The sequence below is a fragment of the Paraburkholderia sp. Ac-20340 genome (assembly GCF_017104965.1).
GTDB lineage: Bacteria > Pseudomonadota > Gammaproteobacteria > Burkholderiales > Burkholderiaceae > Paraburkholderia.
The window spans coordinates 1-17642 of the sequence record NZ_JAAGPR010000041.1; the positions used below are offsets into that span (position 1 = coordinate 1).

16 protein-coding genes and 1 pseudogene are annotated in these 17642 nt (G+C 66.1%); 5 read left to right on the forward strand and 12 right to left on the reverse strand.

The features are described from left to right. Window positions 1–744, reverse strand: a 744-nt coding sequence (locus G3N59_RS32385) for a transposase (RefSeq protein WP_205986935.1), incomplete at its 3' end; no start/stop codon positions are given. Between the two features lie 189 nt (window positions 745–933). Here G3N59_RS32385 and G3N59_RS32390 point away from each other — a divergent pair. Both G3N59_RS32390 and G3N59_RS32395 read left to right on the forward strand, forming a co-directional pair. Beyond that, a complete protein-coding gene (locus G3N59_RS32390; protein WP_205986936.1) occupies window positions 934–1659 on the forward strand; it encodes an OmpW family outer membrane protein in 726 nt (241 codons plus the stop codon). Window positions 1660–2079: 420 nt separating this feature from the next. After that, window positions 2080–2457, forward strand: a complete 378-nt coding sequence (locus G3N59_RS32395; RefSeq protein ID WP_205986937.1) for a DUF883 family protein — start codon at window positions 2080–2082, stop codon at window positions 2455–2457. Window positions 2458–2553: 96 nt separating this feature from the next. Here G3N59_RS32395 and ugpQ read toward each other — a convergent pair whose 3' ends face one another. From ugpQ to G3N59_RS32435, 8 genes and pseudogenes are all read right to left on the reverse strand, one after another. Next, window positions 2554–3309 carry a glycerophosphodiester phosphodiesterase gene (ugpQ, locus tag G3N59_RS32400; protein ID WP_205986938.1) on the reverse strand — a complete coding sequence of 252 codons (756 nt, stop codon included), beginning with the start codon at window positions 3307–3309 and terminating at the stop codon, window positions 2554–2556. A 49-nt stretch (window positions 3310–3358) separates the two neighbouring features. Further along, window positions 3359–4486: pseudogene (locus G3N59_RS32405) on the reverse strand (deoxyguanosinetriphosphate triphosphohydrolase); the annotation flags it as partial. A gap of 275 nt (window positions 4487–4761) precedes the next feature. Then, entirely contained in the window at window positions 4762–5853 is a 1092-nt protein-coding gene (gene aroB, locus G3N59_RS32410; protein WP_205986975.1) for a 3-dehydroquinate synthase, read from the reverse strand. A gap of 72 nt (window positions 5854–5925) precedes the next feature. Continuing rightward, window positions 5926–6480: a shikimate kinase gene (locus G3N59_RS32415; RefSeq protein WP_205986974.1), complete on the reverse strand. Its 555-nt coding sequence runs from the start codon at window positions 6478–6480 to the stop codon at window positions 5926–5928. A gap of 152 nt (window positions 6481–6632) precedes the next feature. Beyond that, window positions 6633–8228 carry a type IV pilus secretin PilQ gene (gene pilQ / locus G3N59_RS32420; protein WP_241024596.1) on the reverse strand — a complete coding sequence of 532 codons (1596 nt, stop codon included), beginning with the start codon at window positions 8226–8228 and terminating at the stop codon, window positions 6633–6635. Then, on the reverse strand, window positions 8225–9106 hold the full coding sequence (locus tag G3N59_RS32425; protein ID WP_205986939.1) for a hypothetical protein: 882 nt from the start codon (window positions 9104–9106) through the stop codon (window positions 8225–8227). Before G3N59_RS32425 ends, pilQ begins: the two co-directional genes overlap by 4 nt. After that, window positions 9103–9792, reverse strand: a complete 690-nt coding sequence (locus G3N59_RS32430; protein WP_205986940.1) for a fimbrial assembly family protein — start codon at window positions 9790–9792, stop codon at window positions 9103–9105. The genes G3N59_RS32425 and G3N59_RS32430 overlap by 4 nt, the downstream gene beginning before the upstream one ends. Continuing rightward, entirely contained in the window at window positions 9789–10823 is a 1035-nt protein-coding gene (locus G3N59_RS32435; protein ID WP_205986941.1) for a pilus assembly protein PilM, read from the reverse strand. Before G3N59_RS32435 ends, G3N59_RS32430 begins: the two co-directional genes overlap by 4 nt. Before the next feature lie 291 nt (window positions 10824–11114). On the opposite strand from G3N59_RS32435, the gene G3N59_RS32440 reads away from it, so the two are divergent. Then, window positions 11115–13568, forward strand: coding sequence for a penicillin-binding protein 1A (locus tag G3N59_RS32440; RefSeq protein ID WP_205986942.1), 2454 nt, complete (start codon window positions 11115–11117; stop codon window positions 13566–13568). A gap of 144 nt (window positions 13569–13712) precedes the next feature. Here the strand turns inward: G3N59_RS32440 and cyaY are convergent, their stop codons facing one another. Next, window positions 13713–14030, reverse strand: a complete 318-nt coding sequence (gene cyaY, locus G3N59_RS32445) for an iron donor protein CyaY (RefSeq protein ID WP_205986943.1) — start codon at window positions 14028–14030, stop codon at window positions 13713–13715. A 35-nt stretch (window positions 14031–14065) separates the two neighbouring features. Here cyaY and G3N59_RS32450 point away from each other — a divergent pair, with 35 nt between their 5' ends. Both G3N59_RS32450 and lysA read left to right on the forward strand, forming a co-directional pair. Next, window positions 14066–14395 (forward strand): lipoprotein, encoded by a 330-nt coding sequence (locus G3N59_RS32450; RefSeq protein ID WP_205986944.1) that lies wholly within the window; start codon window positions 14066–14068, stop codon window positions 14393–14395. A gap of 73 nt (window positions 14396–14468) precedes the next feature. Further along, window positions 14469–15740: a diaminopimelate decarboxylase gene (gene lysA / locus G3N59_RS32455; protein WP_205986945.1), complete on the forward strand. Its 1272-nt coding sequence runs from the start codon at window positions 14469–14471 to the stop codon at window positions 15738–15740. A 116-nt stretch (window positions 15741–15856) separates the two neighbouring features. On the opposite strand, the gene msrQ is transcribed toward lysA, so the two are convergent. Both msrQ and msrP read right to left on the reverse strand, forming a co-directional pair. Further along, window positions 15857–16549: a protein-methionine-sulfoxide reductase heme-binding subunit MsrQ gene (gene msrQ, locus G3N59_RS32460; RefSeq protein WP_205986946.1), complete on the reverse strand. Its 693-nt coding sequence runs from the start codon at window positions 16547–16549 to the stop codon at window positions 15857–15859. 25 nt (window positions 16550–16574) lie between these two features. Next, on the reverse strand, window positions 16575–17585 hold the full coding sequence (gene msrP, locus G3N59_RS32465) for a protein-methionine-sulfoxide reductase catalytic subunit MsrP (RefSeq protein ID WP_205986977.1): 1011 nt from the start codon (window positions 17583–17585) through the stop codon (window positions 16575–16577). Window positions 17586–17642 lie beyond the last annotated feature (57 nt).

Consider the following 17642-nt stretch of genomic DNA (forward strand, 5'->3'; position numbering starts at 1 on the left):
CAGCGCGCCGGCTACGCCAGCCGGTCCGGCGGGCGCGGCCGTCGCGCCCGGCGCTTCCCTCACCTTGCGCGGCCGCCCGCGCGGCAGCGGCGAAACGCGCCGGTTCGCCGAACGCGAAGCCCAGTCGCGATAGGTATCGCTGCCCAGCACCCAGCCCTTGAGCGTGGCCTGCATCAGCTGATTGGTTTCGCGCTCGTCGAACGGCTGCTCGCACAGCTCGCGATAGGCGCGCTGGCGCTCGAAAGGCGTATTGCCGAGCGCCCAATACAGCGGGTGATCTGTGATGAGGCTATCGACGGTGAGCCCGATGTGATGCCGGTAACTCGACCAGCGATAGTCCTCCGCCGCCGCCACGAGGCCGTTGCGCACCGGCGCCATTTCGACGACGCGGCTCGCCAGCAGAAAGAAGCGCTCGCCCTCGATGACGGTCGCGCGGTAACGCCCTTCCCAGAGCGTGCCGCGCCGCGCGTAACGGCGGTTGAAGTGCGCCACGTAGCGTCTGCCGACCGCCTGCATGGCCTTGGGAAGGCTCGATTCGTCGGATGGCGTGACGAGCAGTTGCACCGCGCCGGGCATCAAAACCCAGGCATGCACCGCAAGGTGGTGATCGCGCGCCGCTGCCTTCAGGCAGTCGATGAACAGTTCGTAGTCCTGGTCGTCGACGAATGCGGGCTGCTGATCCAGTCCGCGCAGAATCACATGCTGCGGCTGGTCGGGGACATAAAGACGTGCAAGCCGTGCCATGCTCGATTTTCCTGGTCCGTTGGTGAATACCCGCAGACCCGCCAGGGCCGCGCCAGCGCTTGTTCTCGCGGGCGTTGCGACTCGGGCGGAGACCTCGCGGCGCTTAGGGAAAAAGCTCTAACGGTCGCATATGGTTTGTTGCAAACGTTGTGTTCATAATGAGCAGGCCTTTAATGGAGGAGCACATATATGAAATTAAAACAGGCGCTGGCAGCAGTCGCCGCGCTCGCCTGCATGTCGGGGGCTCACGCGCAATCGGCCAACACCTTCTACGTTACAACGGGGTGGTTCCATTTCATGCCGCAGGACGGCAGCGATCCGCTGAAGATCGATGATGTCGCCGGGCGGTCCGTCAACCAGGCCTTCCCGGGTACGGGTGCCGGCATCGGCACTTCCGATACGCTGGGTTTCAGCCTTGGTTACTTCATCACCGATCACCTGGCCACTGAAGTCGAACTGGGCATTCCGCCCAAATTCGACCTGAACGGCGAAGGCTCGCTCGGTGCGTACGGCAAGATTGGCGAGGCGAAACTCTGGAGCCCGGCGCTGATCTTCAAGTACTACTTCAACAAGCCTGAAGCGAAGTTCCATCCGTACGTCGGTCTGGGCGTCACGCACATTTCGTTCTCGGACGCGAAGATCACCAACCAGAACTTCATCAACAGTTCCGCACTTGGGGGTCCGACCAGCGTTTCGACGGACAGTTCCTGGGCGCCGGTGTTCAACGTCGGTTTTAACTACAACTTCACGAAGCACTGGTTCGCGGGCTTCTCGCTCTCGTACATTCCGGTCAGCGTGATTGCGACGCTCAACACCCAGAAGGAAACGCAGGTAGGCACGGTCTCGCAGAAGGCCGAAGCGAAGATTCACCTGAATCCGCTCGTGACGTATCTGAAGGTCGGTTACATGTTCTAAAGCGCTCTGCGCTTGCGGCATCACCCTCTCCCTTCTTCATCCGCCTCCGTCGCGCCCTCGCGGCATCCGACGGAGTGCGGCGTCTCCCTTCCCGCTCCCACTCCCGCTCAATCCCAGCCACCTACTTCAGCACCGGTTGTTCCTGACAAACCGACTGGCTTTTCCTGATTCTATGCTTCTGGGAAAAACCGTGCTGTCCCCGTAATCATTTGTCGCAAACACGGCAATACGCAAGCCCGGAAATGCCCGCCGTATCGGCCGCGCAGCCGCGCCAGACGGGGCTCCAATATTTTTTCGCTGCGCACCTTGCCGCTTCGGGCACCCGATTTGCGCAATACTCGACTCCTTCTCGAGCGTCCTGCCCTTTTTCGCGCGGACGCCACGAGCCCCGAACCTGAGATTGCCAAAACGGAGCCATTCATGAGCGCATTCCCGAACACGCGAGACGCCCTCGGAGAATCCTGGACCCGCACGGGCCGCCATGCAAAGCGCATTGCGCGACGCGGCCGCAGTGCCGCCGCCGATATCGCCGACGAATTGCGAGACCTGCTCGGCGAACTGGAAACCACGCTGGGCGAAGGCACGCAAGCCGATGCCCAGGCGCTGCGCGCCGATGTGCGCAAGCGCCTCGACGCCGCACGCGAACGTCTGGAAGTCGCCCGGGCCGCCACCCGCGAGCGCGCTGGCGTCGCGATGGACAATGCCGACGACTACGTGCACGCCAATCCGTGGCAGGCAATTGCCATCGTGGGCGGCGTCGCGCTGGTCGCGGGCGCGATTCTCGCGCGCTGCCGCTAAACGCTGCGAATCGCTGCTAGAGGCTGCTAATCGCTGGCTCGTCGCTCAGGCTCAACGTTGCCATCGCGATGAGCCTGGTCCGCCGCGCCTCGGCGCTCAGCCGTCGAGCGCGTGCGGCCCGATCAGATCGATACGGTCGGTGCAGATCGTGTCCACGCCCCAACTCGCCAGTTCGCGCGCGCGCTCCAGTTCGTTGACCGTATAGGCCAGCACGAACAGCCCCGCTTCCTTGATGCGGGCGACCAGCGCCTGATCCAGATGCCGATGGCTCGCATGCAGCGACACGCAGCCGAGCGCGGCGGTCTGTTCGCGCCAGTCGTCGGGCACGCGCTCGAACAAAATGCCGCGCGGCAGATCGGACGCGGCCTCGCGCGCGGCTTCGAGCGCTTCGAACGAAAACGACGACAGCAGCGGCGGCACGCCAACGGCCTTCTTGCCCAGCCAGAGCTTCGCCGTTTCCGCCCCGACGATGCGCCCCGTGTCCTTCTCCCGCCCCGGACACGGCTTGATCTCCACGTTCGCCATCAGCCCTTCCTCGCGGCAGCATTGCGCGGCCTCGGCGAGCGTCGGCATGTGCTCCTCTTCGAAACGCGGATCGCACCAGCTACCGGCATCGAACGCCGCAATCTGCGCATAGCGCAACTGCGCTGCGGCGCCGCGCCCGTTCGAGGTGCGATCGACGGTGTCGTCGTGCAGCAGGAAGGCGATGTTATCGGCGGACAGTTTGGCGTCGAATTCCACCATCGTGTGCCCGAAACCAGCGCCCACGCACAGGGCCGCGAGCGTGTTTTCAGGCGCGAGCGCGCCGCCGCCACGGTGAGCGGCGACGCGCGGATACGGCCAGCTTGTCATCGAAAAACTCCAGAAAAACGGTGGACTGTAGGTGAACGGCGTGCGAGCTTCAGACCTCGTCGCTCACGACGAACAGACGCCGGTACTCCTTGAGCGCGTAGCGGTCGGTCATGCCCGCGATGTAATGCGCGATCAGGCGCGGCTGCGTCTGGGCGTCCTGCGTCTGGTACGCCGGCGGCAGCAGGCGCGGATCGTCGCTGAACGCTTCGAACAGCCCCTTCACGACGCGCTGCGCCTTGTTCGCCATGCGCATCACGCGATAGTGGCGATACAGATTGCGATAGAGAAAACGCTTGAGCGCCGCAGCCTGCGCGGCGATGCGCTCGCTGTGCGCGACGAGCGGCGGCGCCGCGCGCACGTCGTCGAGCGATTGCGGCGCGTGCGCGGCCAGATTGCGGCGCGTCTGCCCGATCAGATCGACGATCAGCGTGTTGATGATGCGCCGCACGGTCTCGTGCACGAGCCGCCGCCCTTCGATCTGCGGATACTCGGCGCGCGCGGCTTCGTAATGGCTCTGCCAGAGTTCGACTTCGGCGAGCTGCTCGATGGTCAGCAGACCTGAGCGCAGCCCGTCGTCGACGTCGTGATTGTTGTAGGCGATTTCATCGGCGATATTGGCGATCTGCGCTTCGAGCGACGGCTGACGCCCGTGCAGAAAGCGCTCGCCCAGTTCGCCAAGCTGCCGCGCATGCTCGCGCGAACAGTGCTTGAGAATGCCCTCGCGCGTTTCGAAGCAGAGGTTCAGCCCGTCGAACGCGCCGTAGTGCTCCTCCAGCTCGTCCACCACGGCCAGGCTTTGCAGGTTGTGTTCGAAACCGCCGTGGCCGCGCATGCATTCGTTGAGCGCGTCCTGGCCCGCATGGCCGAACGGCGTATGGCCGAGATCGTGCGCCAGCGAAATCGCTTCGACGAGGTCTTCGTTCAGCCGCAGGTTGCGCGCCACCGAACGCGCGATCTGCGCGACTTCGAGGCTATGCGTGAGCCGCGTGCGAAAGAGATCGCCTTCGTGGTTCACGAACACCTGGGTTTTGTATTCGAGCCGGCGGAATGCCGTGGAATGGACGATGCGGTCGCGGTCGCGCTGGAATTCGCTACGTGCCGAAGGCGGCGGTTCCGCGAAGCGGCGGCCGCGCGATTGCGAGGAGTGCGCCGCGTAAGGCGCGAGGCCGGCGTCCAGCTCGGCCACCAGCGCGGCTTCGAGTTCGGCTTCCTGCGTGGCTTCGCTTGCCTGCGACGCGGATGTCAGTGAGTCGGTCTTGATGCCTGCGGCGCGCGCTTCTTCAGCCGGCGCGCCGTGAGTGTCGCTGCGGGTGTCGCTCAACGGGTCCTCCGCACGGATCGCAAAGTAGACGGCCGCGGCCTCGTGGGCGTGGGCCGCCGTTCAGCTCAACATCGGCACTGCCATGCTTTGCGCCGTATCGCGTAGTACGCACGCGGCACGGCGCGGGCGCATCAGCCCTCGACCGTGGCCGCCAGCGTGGCCTGCACGGTTTCATCCGGCGCGCTGCCGATATGCGTTTCGCCAAAGCGCTTGAGCAGGATGAACTTGATCGCGCCGCCTTCGGCTTTCTTGTCGACCTGCATCAGTTCGACGTAGCGGTCTGCGCCCAGCGCGGGCCCGACGTCCGGCAGATGGGCGGCCTTCACGACCTTCACGAGCCGCGCGCGCGAGGCTTCGTCGAGCATGCCCATGCGCACCGAAAGATCCGCCGCCATCACCATGCCGCAGCCGACGGCCTCGCCGTGCAGCCACTCACCGTAACCGAGGCCCGCTTCAATCGCGTGACCGAAGGTGTGACCGAAGTTCAGAATCGCGCGCAGGCCGCCTTCGCGTTCGTCGGCGGCCACCACCGATGCCTTGATCTCGCACGAGCGCTTGACCGCGTGAGCCAGCGCCTCGGGCTCGCAACGATTGAGCGCTTCGACGTTCGCTTCGATCCAGTCGAAGAATTCGGCGTCGGCGATCGCGCCGGTCTTGATGACTTCGGCCACGCCCGCCGCCAGTTCGCGCGCGGGCAGCGTGCGCAGCGCGGCGATATCGGCGATCACGGCCTGCGGCTGGTAGAACGCGCCGATCATGTTCTTGCCGAGCGGGTGATTGATGCCGGTCTTGCCGCCCACCGACGAATCGACCTGCGAAAGCAGCGTGGTCGGCACCTGGATGAACGGCACGCCGCGCATGTAGCAGGCCGCTGCGAAACCGGTCATGTCGCCGGTCACGCCGCCGCCCAGCGCGATCAGCGTGGTTTTGCGGTCGGCGCGCGAGGTGAGCAGCGCGTCGAAGATCTGGTTGAGCGTTTCCCAGTTCTTGTGCGCTTCGCCGTCGGGCAGCACGACGGTGTGGACATCCTTGCCGAGCGGCGCGAGCGCGGCGCGCAGCTTTTCGCCATACAGCGGCTCAACGACGGTATTGGTGACGATCGTCACCGACTTGCCGGCGATATGCGGCGCGAACAGCGCCGTCTGGCCGATCAGGTCGGAGCCGATGTGGATGGGGTAGGCGCGATCGCCCAGTTCGACGTTGACGGTAATCATGCCAGGCAGTAGTTCAAAGTGTGGGGACGCTTCACTGAAACGATGCGGTGAAACCGCGCCGCGTGCCGGGCGCGGGAAAAGCTACTCGCTCGCCGGAGAACGCAGCACGCCGGCCATGTCGAGCTGCATCAGCACCATATTGACGAGGCCGTTCACCGAAGGCCGGCCCGTCTCGATGACGAAATCCGCGACTTCGCGATAAAGCGGGTCGCGTTGTTCGTAAAGCGCTTCGAGGCGTCCTTTCGGATCTTCGGTCTGTAGCAACGGCCGGTTCTTGTCGCGGCGCGTGCGCAGCCACAGGTCGTGCGGATGGGCGCGCAGATAGACGACGAAGCCGCGCTCCTTGAGCGCCGCGCGGTTCTCGGGCCGCAGCACCGCGCCGCCGCCCGTGGCCAGCACGATGCCTTCGCGCGCGCTCAGCTCGTCGATCATCTGGGCTTCGCGGTCGCGGAAACCCGACTCGCCTTCGAGTTCGAAGATCACCGGGATGCGCGCGCCGGTGCGCGCTTCGACCTCGTGATCGGAATCGAAAAACGGACGCTCAAGCCGGCGCGCGACCGCCCGGCCCACGGTCGTCTTACCGGCGCCCATGAGCCCTACGAAAAATACATTGGCGTTTGCGTCCCGCACTTGCAGCGTTTCCTACAAAAGATTGGTGCAGCAGCTTACTGGCAAAGCAGCGGCGTTGTCGAGCCTGCGGACCACGCGCTCAGGCCCCTTTCGGCCGTCCTGCGCAGTTTTTCACTCTTTTGGGGCCAATTCCTGCGCGGTCTGCGCACGAAATCCGGTCAATCCGCACTGACGACGCGCGGCGTGATGAATACGACCAGTTCGCTGCGTTTGTCCCAGTGTGCGCGATGCGAAAAAAGCGCGCCCAAAAGCGGTATTTTGCCCAGGAGCGGCACGCGCGTCACATCATCCCTGTCATCGCTTGCGTCGATACCGCCAATCGAGACCGTTCCGCCGTCCTCGATTTCCACGCGCGTCTGCACATGTTTGGTGTTGATCGCCGGTCCCGCGGCCGTCTGTTCGCCCACGCTGTCCTTCGCGACATCGAGATCGAGAATCACGCGGCCATCGGGCGTGATCTGCGGCTCGACCTCCAGTTTCAGGCTCGCGCGCCGAAATTGCACGCCCGATACACCCTGCCCGACCTTGGCCTGATATGGCAATTCGGTGCCCTGCTCGACCACGGCCTTGGTGCGGTCGGCGGTCACGACGCGCGGGCTCGACACCACGCGGCCGCGCCCCTGCGCCTCCAGCGCGCTCAATTCGATGTCGAGCAGCCGCGTCGCGCGCGCGGCCAGCAGCGTCAGGCCGAGTTGCGCGGCGCCGAAACCGTTGAGCGCACCCGCGCCCAGGTCGAATATCTTGCCGGCGCTGCTCGTGCTGCCTGTGCTGTCAGCGCTGCTGTCCCCTGTGCCGCCGCGCAGGCCCCGGGTCACATCGTCGCCGGTGTACGGCGTCACGCCTAGCCTCACACCCAGTTCGCGCGACAGCCCTTCGTCGCCTTCGACGATGCGCGCCTCGATCAGCACCTGGCGCGCGGGCGCGTCGAGCCGATGGATCAGCGCGGCGATCTGGTCGAGCCGCGCGGGCAGATCGGTGACGAAGAGCAGGTTCGTGCGTGTATCGGCGACGGCGGCGCCGCGTTTCGAGAGCGCGCGCTGCGTGCCTGAGCCGGTCAGCAGCTTGCGCAGGTCTTCGGCGCGGGCGTATTGAAGCTCGAACGCGCGGCTGGCGAGCGGTTCGAGGTCGGCGGCACGCGCATGCGCCTCGTAGCGCTGCCGCTCGCGCGCGGCCAGATCGGCAGCGGGCGCGACCCAGAGCACGTTGCCGGTGCGTTCGAGCGCAAGGCCGTTCGAGGCCAGCAGCAGGTCGAAGGCCGCACGCCACGGCACGCGGTCGAGCCGCAGCGTGACCTGGCCGCGCACGCGCTCGCTCGCGACGATATTGAGCTTCGTGAACTGCGCGAAGGCGTGCAGGACCGCCGTGAGTTCGGCGCGCTGGAAGTTCAGCGATATGGGGCGATCGGGCGGCAGGCCGTCGTCGCCAGGCCGGACATCGCTCAGACGCGCCATTGCGGGCAGCGGCGTTGGCGGGCCTTCGAGCGGTTCGGCGAGCGCTGCGGCCGATGCAGGATTCGGCGGCGCGGTTTCATTTGCCGCGTTTGTCTTGTCGGCGCCGTCTTTGTCGGGCAGGAATGGATTCGCGACCCAGTTCGCGGGCGCCTCCGGCGCGCCCTCAGGCAAAGGCGGCACATCGTATTGAGCGAGCGCTGTCTTGACCGCCGCCCCTTGCCAGGCAGGAAGCGGCGGCGGCACGGCAGCCTGTGCGGCCGCGATAAACAGCGTCATAACGAGAGCGAACGCGCGACGCATCATTTGCCCTCCTGCGTCCAGTTCAAGGTCTGGGTCGTGCCGTCCATCGACAGCAGCACGCGCCCGGGATTCACCTCGAGCACGCGCGCGCCCGCGATCGTGCTGCCCGCCTGCACGGCCGTGGTGCCGTCGGCGGTTTCCAGCAGCGCGACGGCGCGGCCACGCTCGATCAGCATGCCTGCGAGGCGTATCGCTTCGTCGCCCTTCCCGCCCGGCATGCCGCCGAAGCGGGCGGCGAACGGATCGGCGGAGGCATCGCTTAGGTCCGTGCCTTGCGCGATGGCGATCGCCGGCAAGCCGTCGAACACCTGCAACTGCGCGGCGATGGCCAGGCCGCCCACGCCGCGCCTGAGCGACAGGTCCATCGGGACGGCGAGTTCGGGCAACTCCGCAAGGCCATCGAGAAAATCGCGTAACTGCGCGAAACCGCCCTGCGCCACGAGCTTCGTCGCGCGAAAGGTCTGCGCTTTTGCGCCGCCCGACGGCGCAGGTTCAAGCGCGATCAAGGCGAGCCCGGCCTGCGCGGCGAGTTGCGAGACATTACGGATGTCGTCGGCGGCGTTGCCGGGATGCAGGCGCTGCGGCCAGTCCTGCGCGTCACGCCGCAAGGTGGGCAGTCGCGCCAAAGTCTGACGCGCGCTGGCAAGGCGCCCTTCGGCATCGGCGAGTGCGACGTGCGCGGTCTCGCGTCCGCCCAGGTCCATCGTGATACACGCGGCGGCGCTCAACCCGGCGGCCAACATCACGAGCGCCAATCCCACCGCCAGGCGACGACGCGCGCTCCAGCCATGCAAAGGCCGCCAGCCGCGCAACATGGCTGAGCCGAGATCACCGCGATGCGCGCGGGGCAAAGTCAGCACGCTAGAGCCGAATTCAGTCATTTGGCCCCCTTCGCGCTGGCTTCACGCACGCCGCCCGTTTTATCCACCGGCTTATGCACCGCCTTATCAACTACGTTATCCACCAACTTATCCACCGCGCCCTTCCAGACAAGCCGGGCAGCGACGTGAATCGGCTCGCTGTGCGCTGCGCCCTCACGCGCGGCAACGCGCTTGCCGCCTGTCTGGGTCGCACGCGTCATCTCGCGCACGTGGACCGCCGCGATATCCCGGATCGCATGCAGGCGCTCGAGCCACGCCGCCGCCGCGGCTTCGTCGGTGGCGCTGGCCTGGAGTTCGGTTTCATCGGCGTGCTGCACGAGTTGATCGAGCACGATGCCTTCCGTACGCGCCCGCGCCAGCGCCTCGACCAGCACGAATAGACGCGTGAGCGGCCGGGCCTTTTGCTGCGCCTCGCGCAGCGCAGCGGCGCGTTCGTCCGCTTCACGCGCGAGACGCCTGGCCTGCGTAAGCGGCGCGCCCAGTTGCGCAAGCTGCTGCTCGATGGCTGCGCGGCGCGCCTCGGCGCGATTGCGCTCGAACGTTTGCCAGCCCGCCGCCAGCGAACCCAGCGCACAGCCGATCACCAGCGCGGCCAGCCATTCGAACGCACGCCGCCTGCGCAAGCGGCGCACCGCCGCAAGCCGCCACGGCAGCAGATTGAAGCCCTCCCAAGCGATCGCGTTCATTCGTGCACCCCGCGCATGGCAAGTCCAAACGCCACGGCACACGCCGGGTCGTGCAACAGATGGCCGTCGAGCGCGACGCCGATATCGGCATCGGCGAGCGGCGCGCATTCGAACGGCAGCACCGGGCAGCCGAGCACATCGCCAATATCGGCCAGCGAAAAGTGCACGCCATGCAGCAAGGCAAGGTCGCCCGCCACCAGCGCGCAACCGGCCTGATCGCCGTCCGCCAGATCGCGCAGCGCTTCGACAAGATCGGCATGTTCCAGCGCCGGGAAACGCATCGTGCGGGTGATGGAATCGTCGTCGATAAACCAGCCGTGCACGCCGTCCGTGCCCACCCAGAGCGCGACCCACGGTTCGTGCGGCGGCAGCTCGAAGCTCGCCGCGTGACGCATCGCGCGCAGGGCGGCGTGGCCTTCGTCGTCGAGCGCGCAAAGTGCCACGCCCGCCATCGCCGCGCATTCGATCCGCGATTCGAGATAGGCGCGCGCCGTGGCCGCGATCATGACGCGCGCCTCCTGCGTACCCGCCACGCCGCAGTCGAGCGCAAGCGGCCCGACGCGCCAGTCCACCGCCAGCTCGTGGCGCTCGATGCCGGCCACGCGCTCCGCTTCGGCCAGCACCAGCGGCTCCAGTTGCGTGAACAGCCCCGACGGGTCCGTCGCTCCCGCCGCACCGGAACCACCCGGCAGCGTTGGCACCTTCGGCACGAGCCGCCCGAACGGCACGGACGCCATCAAGGTAGCGCCCGTGGGCAGCGCCATCGCGCAGCGCAGCGAGGCTTCGGCGCACACGCGCGGCATCGCGCCGAAGGCTGCCTGCAGCGCCGCCACCAGCGCCGCACGATCGACGATTTCCGCGCCCGCCAGCACTTCGTTCGCCAGCGGCACGCGGCCCAGCCATTCGATGCGCAGCGGTCCGCCGCCGAATACGCGCTGGCTCAGCACGACCAGCGTGACGCCGCGCGCGTGCACATCGACGCCCGCCGCGTAACGGCGCGCCCCCAACAACAGCGGATTGAGCAGGCTCATCGCCTTTCTCCCTTGTGCGTGGCGCCGCGAACGATTCGCGGCGCGCCCTGGGAGAAATTGTGCGAAGCGGCACCGTTGCCGAACACTCGGCCAGATGGCCAATGTTTGCGGCCAGCTTGAGCGTCGGCCTTCTCGCGCATTCGAGACGCGGCTAGAGTGCTTCTGTACCCTCGCTTTCGCGCAGTCCCCGCAGCTCTGCGCCCACCCCAGCCCGCCTCGTCATACGTAAGCATTCCGAAAGCGCGCGAAGGTGGGCGGCTATAATCGCGGGACTGTTTTTTCGGTGTCCGTATGCAAGAAGCCCAGCCTCCCTCGTCCGTTCCGCCGTCCACGCCGCCCGAACCCGCCGCGCCGAAAAAGCGTCGCCGGCCCTGGTGGGCGCGGCTGCTGATCGGCTTCTTCGTACTGATCGCGGGCGGCGCGGTCTGCGTGGCGCTGATGCTCGGCTATGCGCTGATCGTCGCCACGCCGAACCTGCCTTCGCTCGACGCGCTCACCGACTATCGGCCCAAGGTGCCGCTGCGCATCTATACGCGCGACCACGTGCTGATCGGCGAATTCGGCGAGGAGCGGCGCGACATCGTCCATTTCCAGGACGTGCCGGGCAACCTCAAGAACGCGATTCTGGCGATCGAAGACGCGCGCTTTTACGAGCACGGCGGCGTCGATCTGACCGGCATTGCGCGCGCGGGCATCGTCGCGCTGACCAACGGCCACGCGTCGCAGGGCGCGAGCACGATCACCATGCAGGTGGCGCGCAACTTCTTCCTGTCGAGCGAAAAGACCTACACGCGTAAGGTCTACGAGATGCTGCTCGCCTATAAGATCGAGTCGAAGCTCTCGAAGGACCAGATCCTCGAGGTCTATATGAACCAGATCTATCTGGGTCAGCGCGCCTACGGCTTCGCCAGTGCCGCGCGCGTTTACTTCGGCAAGGATCTGAAGGATCTGACGCTGGCCGAATGCGCGATGCTCGCGGGTCTGCCCAAGGCGCCGTCGGCGTATAACCCGGTGGTGAATCCGAAGCGCGCCAAGGTGCGCCAGGAATACATCCTGGAACGCATGCTGGAACTGCGTTACATCACGCAGGAACAGTACGAGGAAGCCGCCGCGCAACCGCTCGTGGTCAAGGGCCAGGGCAAGGAATTCAGCGTCCACGCGGAGTACGTCGCGGAAATGGTGCGTCAGATGATGTACGCGCAGTACCACGAAGAGGCCTACACGCGTGGTCTGAACGTCGTTACGACAATCGATTCGGCCGATCAGGACGTCGCCTATCGCGCGCTGCGCAAGGGGCTGATGGACTACGAGCGCCGCCACGGCTATCGCGGACCGGAAGCCTTCATCGACCTGCCCACCGACACCGACGACCGCGAGCAGGCCATCGACGACGCCCTGCTCGAACACCCGGACAACGGCGAACTGGTCGCGGCCGTGGTCACGGCCGCCAGCCCGAAGGAAGTGAAAGCGACGTTCATGGACGGCAACACCGCCAGCATCGTCGGTGACGGGCTGCGCTTTGTGCAGTACAACCTGAGCACGCGCGCCCAGCCGAGCCAGAAGATCCGCCCCGGCGCGATCATCCGCGTGGCGCGTAACAACGCGGGCGAATGGTCGATCACGCAGTTGCCGCAGATCGAAGGCGCGTTCGTTTCGGTGGTGCCGCAGGACGGCGCGATCCGCGCACTGGTGGGCGGCTTCGACTTCAACAAGAACAAGTTCAACCACGTCACCCAGGCGTGGCGGCAGCCGGGTTCGAGCTTCAAGCCGTTCATCTATTCGGCTTCGCTCGACAAGGGTCTCGGGCCGGCCACCGTCATCAACGACGCGCCGCTCTTTTTCAGCGCGGCTGAAACCGGCGGCCAGGCGTGGGAGCCGAAGAACTACGGCGGCGGTTTCGACGGCCCGATGAGCATGCGCACCGCACTCATGAAGTCGAAGAACCTCGTGTCGATCCGCATCCTCAACCACATCGGCACGAAGTACGCGCAGCAGTACATCACGCACTTCGGCTTCGACGCGGACCGTCATCCGGCCTATCTGCCGATGGCGCTGGGCGCGGGCCTCGTCACGCCGCTGCAGATGGCGGGCGGCTACGCGGTGTTCGCCAATGGCGGCTATCGCGTGAATCCGTATCTGATCGCCGAAGTCACCGATCAGCGCGGCGTGGTGGTCGCGCAGGCGCAGCCGCTCGTGGCGGGCGAAAACGCGCCGCGCGCGATCGATCCGCGCAATGCCTACATCATGAACAGCCTGCTGCAGAGCGTCGCGCAGCGCGGCACGGGCGCGAAGTCGAACGTCCTCAAGCGCACCGATCTCGGCGGCAAGACCGGCACGACCAACGATTCGCGCGACGCCTGGTTCGCGGGCTACCAGCACACGCTCGCGGCGATTGCGTGGATCGGCTACGACAATCCGCGCAGTCTGGGCGATCGCGAAACCGGCGGCGGCCTCGCCCTGCCGGTGTGGATCGACTACATGCAGAAGGCGCTCAACGGCGTGCCCGACTACAAGATGCCGATGCCCGACGGCATCGTCACGCTCGGCGACGAACTGTATTACGCCGATGCCACGCCGGGACGCGGCTTCGTCTCCACGGTGGGCATCAGCCAGGCGGCGCTGGAAGCGGCGGCCAGCGGCGGTTCGGCCTCGGGCGGCGAAGGCGATGCGGGTGCGGCGCCCGCGCCCGAACAGGTCAACGCCAAGGAGAAGGAAGACATCATGAACCTGTTCCGCGGGCATTAACGCGGTTTACGTCAGCGGTTCACGTCAGCGGTTCACGTCAGCGGTTCACGTCTGCGGTTCATGACCGCGGTTCGTACAAACGAAACGGGCACCCGCAGGTGCCCGTTTTTTATGCCCGCCGATCCCGCGCGGTCATCGCCTGCATTACGGCGCGAACGTCACCGGCTCGCCGGCCTGCTCGGTTGCGTATGCGGTGAGCGCCGAGAAAAATTCGGTGTTCGTGCGCGTATCGAGCCATTGGCCGTCGATGAAGCGGTAATGGAAACCGCCCGCTTTCGCCGCGATCCAGATCTCTTTCATCGGCGGCTGCAGGTTGATGATGATCTTCGAGCGGTTCTCGAATTCGAGTGTCAGAACGTTGCCGCTGCGCTCGAGCTCGATATCGGCTTCGACCTCGTCCACAGCGCGTTCCACCGCCGCCAGCACGGCCTCCGCGCGGCTCAGGTAGTCACTATCTGCCATGCTAAACTCCACCAGTTAATCATTCAGGGACAATTATGCGTGTCAATTCCCGGATGCGCGCACGGGCATCCCGCGTTTCGACGTCCGCCGCGATTCTAGCTGCTTTCGCGCTTGGCGCAGTGTCGCTCGCGGGTTGCGGCCAGAAAGGCCCGCTCTACATGCCGACCGTGCCGCCGATGCCGCAGAAGCCCAACTACGAGACGCAGCCCGCCGATCAGGCGCGCGCAGGCTCGGACGCCGAAGCCGGCTCGGTTCCCGACACCTCGGGCACGCCGCTCTCGCTGTCGCCGGACGCCGAACTGAATTCCGCGCCCGCGTCCGCTTCAGGCGCACAGCCGGCTTCCGCAGCGACGCCGGCGCAATAAAGCCAGCGCAACACGTTTCGATACCCCGCGCGCGCTCCTGTCTGCGGATGCTCGCGCCCAACCTGAACTTCGCATGACCCAGCCCGCTTTCCATCGCGTCGACGGCGCACTCTTCGTCGAAGGCGTGCCCGCCGCCGATCTCGCCGCCCAGTACGGCACGCCGCTCTACGTCTACTCGCGCGCGGCGCTCACCAGCACGTGGCACGCCTACGCAGACGCCTGCGCGGGCCGCCGCGCCGCGGTGCACGTCGCCGTCAAGGCCAACAGCAATCTCGCCGTGCTCAATGTGTTCGCACGCGAAGGCGCGGGCTTCGACATCGTCTCGGGCGGCGAACTCGCACGCGTGCTGGCTGCGGGCGGCAAAGCGGAAAACACCGTGTTCTCGGGCGTGGGCAAGCATGCCGACGAAATGAAGACTGCGCTCGAAGCGGGCGTGAAGTGCTTCAACGTCGAATCGATTCCTGAACTCGACCGCCTGAACGCGGTCGCGGGCGCGCTCGGCAAGAAAGCGCCGGTTTCGCTGCGCGTGAACCCGGACGTCGATGCGAAGACGCATCCCTACATTTCCACCGGCCTGAAGTCGAACAAGTTCGGCATCGCGTTCGAAGACGCGCGCGCAACCTATCGCGCGGCGGCGGCCATGCCGAATCTGCAGGTCGTGGGCATCGACTGCCATATCGGTTCGCAGATCACCGAAGTCGCGCCCTATCTCGACGCCATCGACAAGGTGCTCGAACTGGTCGACCAGATCGAATCGGACGGCATCGCGATTCATCACGTCGACGTGGGCGGCGGCCTTGGCATTCGCTACGACGACGAAACGCCGCCCGATATCGGCGCGTTCGTGCGCACCGTGCTCGATCGCATCGAGGCGCATGGCGCGAAGACCGGCAAGGCGCGCGAAGTCTGGTTCGAGCCGGGGCGCTCGCTGGTCGGCAACGCGGGCATTCTGCTCACGACGGTCGAATTCCTGAAGCCGGGCGCGGAAAAGAACTTCGCCATCGTCGATGCGGCGATGAACGATCTCGCGCGCCCCGCGATGTACGAGGCGTTCCACGCGATCGAGCCGGTCGCGCCGCGCGCCGGTGAAGCGCACGCGTACGACATCGTCGGTCCGGTGTGCGAAAGCGGCGACTGGCTGGGCCGCGACCGTACGCTCGCGATCGAACCGGGCGACGTGCTGGCGATCCGCTCGGCGGGCGCTTATGGCTTCACGATGAGCTCGAACTACAACACGCGCCCGCGCGCGGCCGAACTGCTGGTCGACGGCACGCGCGTGCACGTCGCGCGCGAGCGCGAGACCGTGCAGCAGCTTCTGGCGGGCGAGCATCTGCTGCCGGATTGAGCCGCGCGGTTGATCCGCACGCCATGAAAAAAGCGACGCCTCGAGCGTCGCTTTTTTATTGCCGCGCTTTATTGCCGGCTCATTGCCGCCTTATCGCCGATGAGCCGTGCAAGTCATCACGCCTGTCGCGCTTTCATCCGCGCAATCAGCCAGACGGCAAGCCGCCAGCCGAGCAAAGCCAGCATGATCGCGCCGTAAATCTTCGGCAGCACGAGGTCGTGCTTGCCCGACTTGAGCCACCAGAAGTGCAGGATCGCCAGCACGCCGATCGCGTAAATCAGCCGGTGCAGGCTCTGCCAGCGGCGCCCGAGCTTGCGCACCATCGCTTTTGTCGACGTCACGGCCAGCGGAATCAGCAGCACAAAAGCCGCGAAACCGACCGTGATGAACGGCCGCTTACCCACATCCTTGAGCATCGCGGCCACGTCGAACCATTTGTCGAACCAGATGTAGGTGGTGAAGTGCAGCGTCGCGTAGAAGAACGCATACAGGCCGAGCATGCGCCGGAACCGCAGCAGCGCGTTCCAGCCCGTCAGCCGCCGCAGCGGCGTGACCGCCAGCGTGATGCAGAGGAACACGAACGTCCACAGGCCGGTCGAGCGCGTGATGAACTCGATCGGGTTCGCGCCCAGCCGGTCCGTCAGGCCGAAGAACACAATGCGCGCGAGCGGATACCACGCCGCGACAAACACCGCGACCTTCGCCCAGGGCAGCCAGCGCGGGCCAGTCGTGACTTTCGCACCCTGCGCGCCGCTGCGTGCGGACTGTGCGCGCTTTGCCGTGCTCGCTGCTGTCGTCGTCGATTCCATCGCTTTTTCCTCTTGCACTCGCCGGTCAGAAGTTCCTGCGCAGATCCATGCCCTGATACATCGACGCCACCAGATCGCCATAACCGTTGAACATCAGCGTCTTGCGCTTGGGCGTGAAAAAGCCGTCCTCGCCGATCCGCCGCTCGGTCGCCTGGCTCCAGCGCGGGTGATCGACGTTCGGATTCACGTTCGAGAAGAAGCCGTATTCGTTCGACGCGTAGGTGTTCCAGCTCGTCGGCGGCTGCTTCTCGACAAAGCGGATCTTTACCAGCGACTTCGCGCTCTTGAACCCGTATTTCCACGGCAGCACCATGCGCACGGGCGCGCCGTTCTGGTTCGGCAGCACCTGCCCGTACAGCCCGACGGTGAGCAGCGTGAGCGGGTTCATCGCCTCGTCCATGCGCAGGCCTTCGGAGTACGGCCAGTCGAGAATCGGCTCGGCGAGACCCGGCATCTGCGAGCGGTCGGCGAGCGTGATGAACTGCACGTATTTCGCGTTGCCGGTGGGCTGCGCGCGCTTGATCAGCTCGGACAGCGAGATGCCGATCCACGGAATCACCATCGACCAGCCTTCCACACAGCGGTGCCGGTACACGCGCTCTTCGAGCGGCGCGAGCTTGAGGATGTCGTCGATATCGTAGACCTTGGGGTTCTTGATCTCGCCTTCCACGCTCACCTTCCACGGGCGCGGACGCAGCGTGTGCGCGTTCTGCGCCGGGTCGGCCTTGTCGGTGCCGAACTCGTAGAAGTTGTTATAGGTCGTGACGTCCTTGAACGGCGTGGCCTTGTCGAGCGCGACGAATTTCGCGTTGGTCTTCGCGGCCAGTTTCATCGCTTTGGCGTCGGGCGAGGCGTATTCGGCGAAGGCGTCGCGCGGATCGAACAGACCCAGGCCCGCGCCCATGCCGCCGAGCGCCAGCGCGCCCGCTGCCTTCATGAAACGCCGCCGCTGTTCGAACACTTTTTGCGGCGTGATCTCGTGCGCGGCGATATCGTCGCCGTTGAGGATGATCGTGCTGCTGCGCTTGATCCACATGTCGATGCTCCTGAAGTCTGGCCCCGCCGCCACCGCGCCTTGATCGCTGCGCCGCGT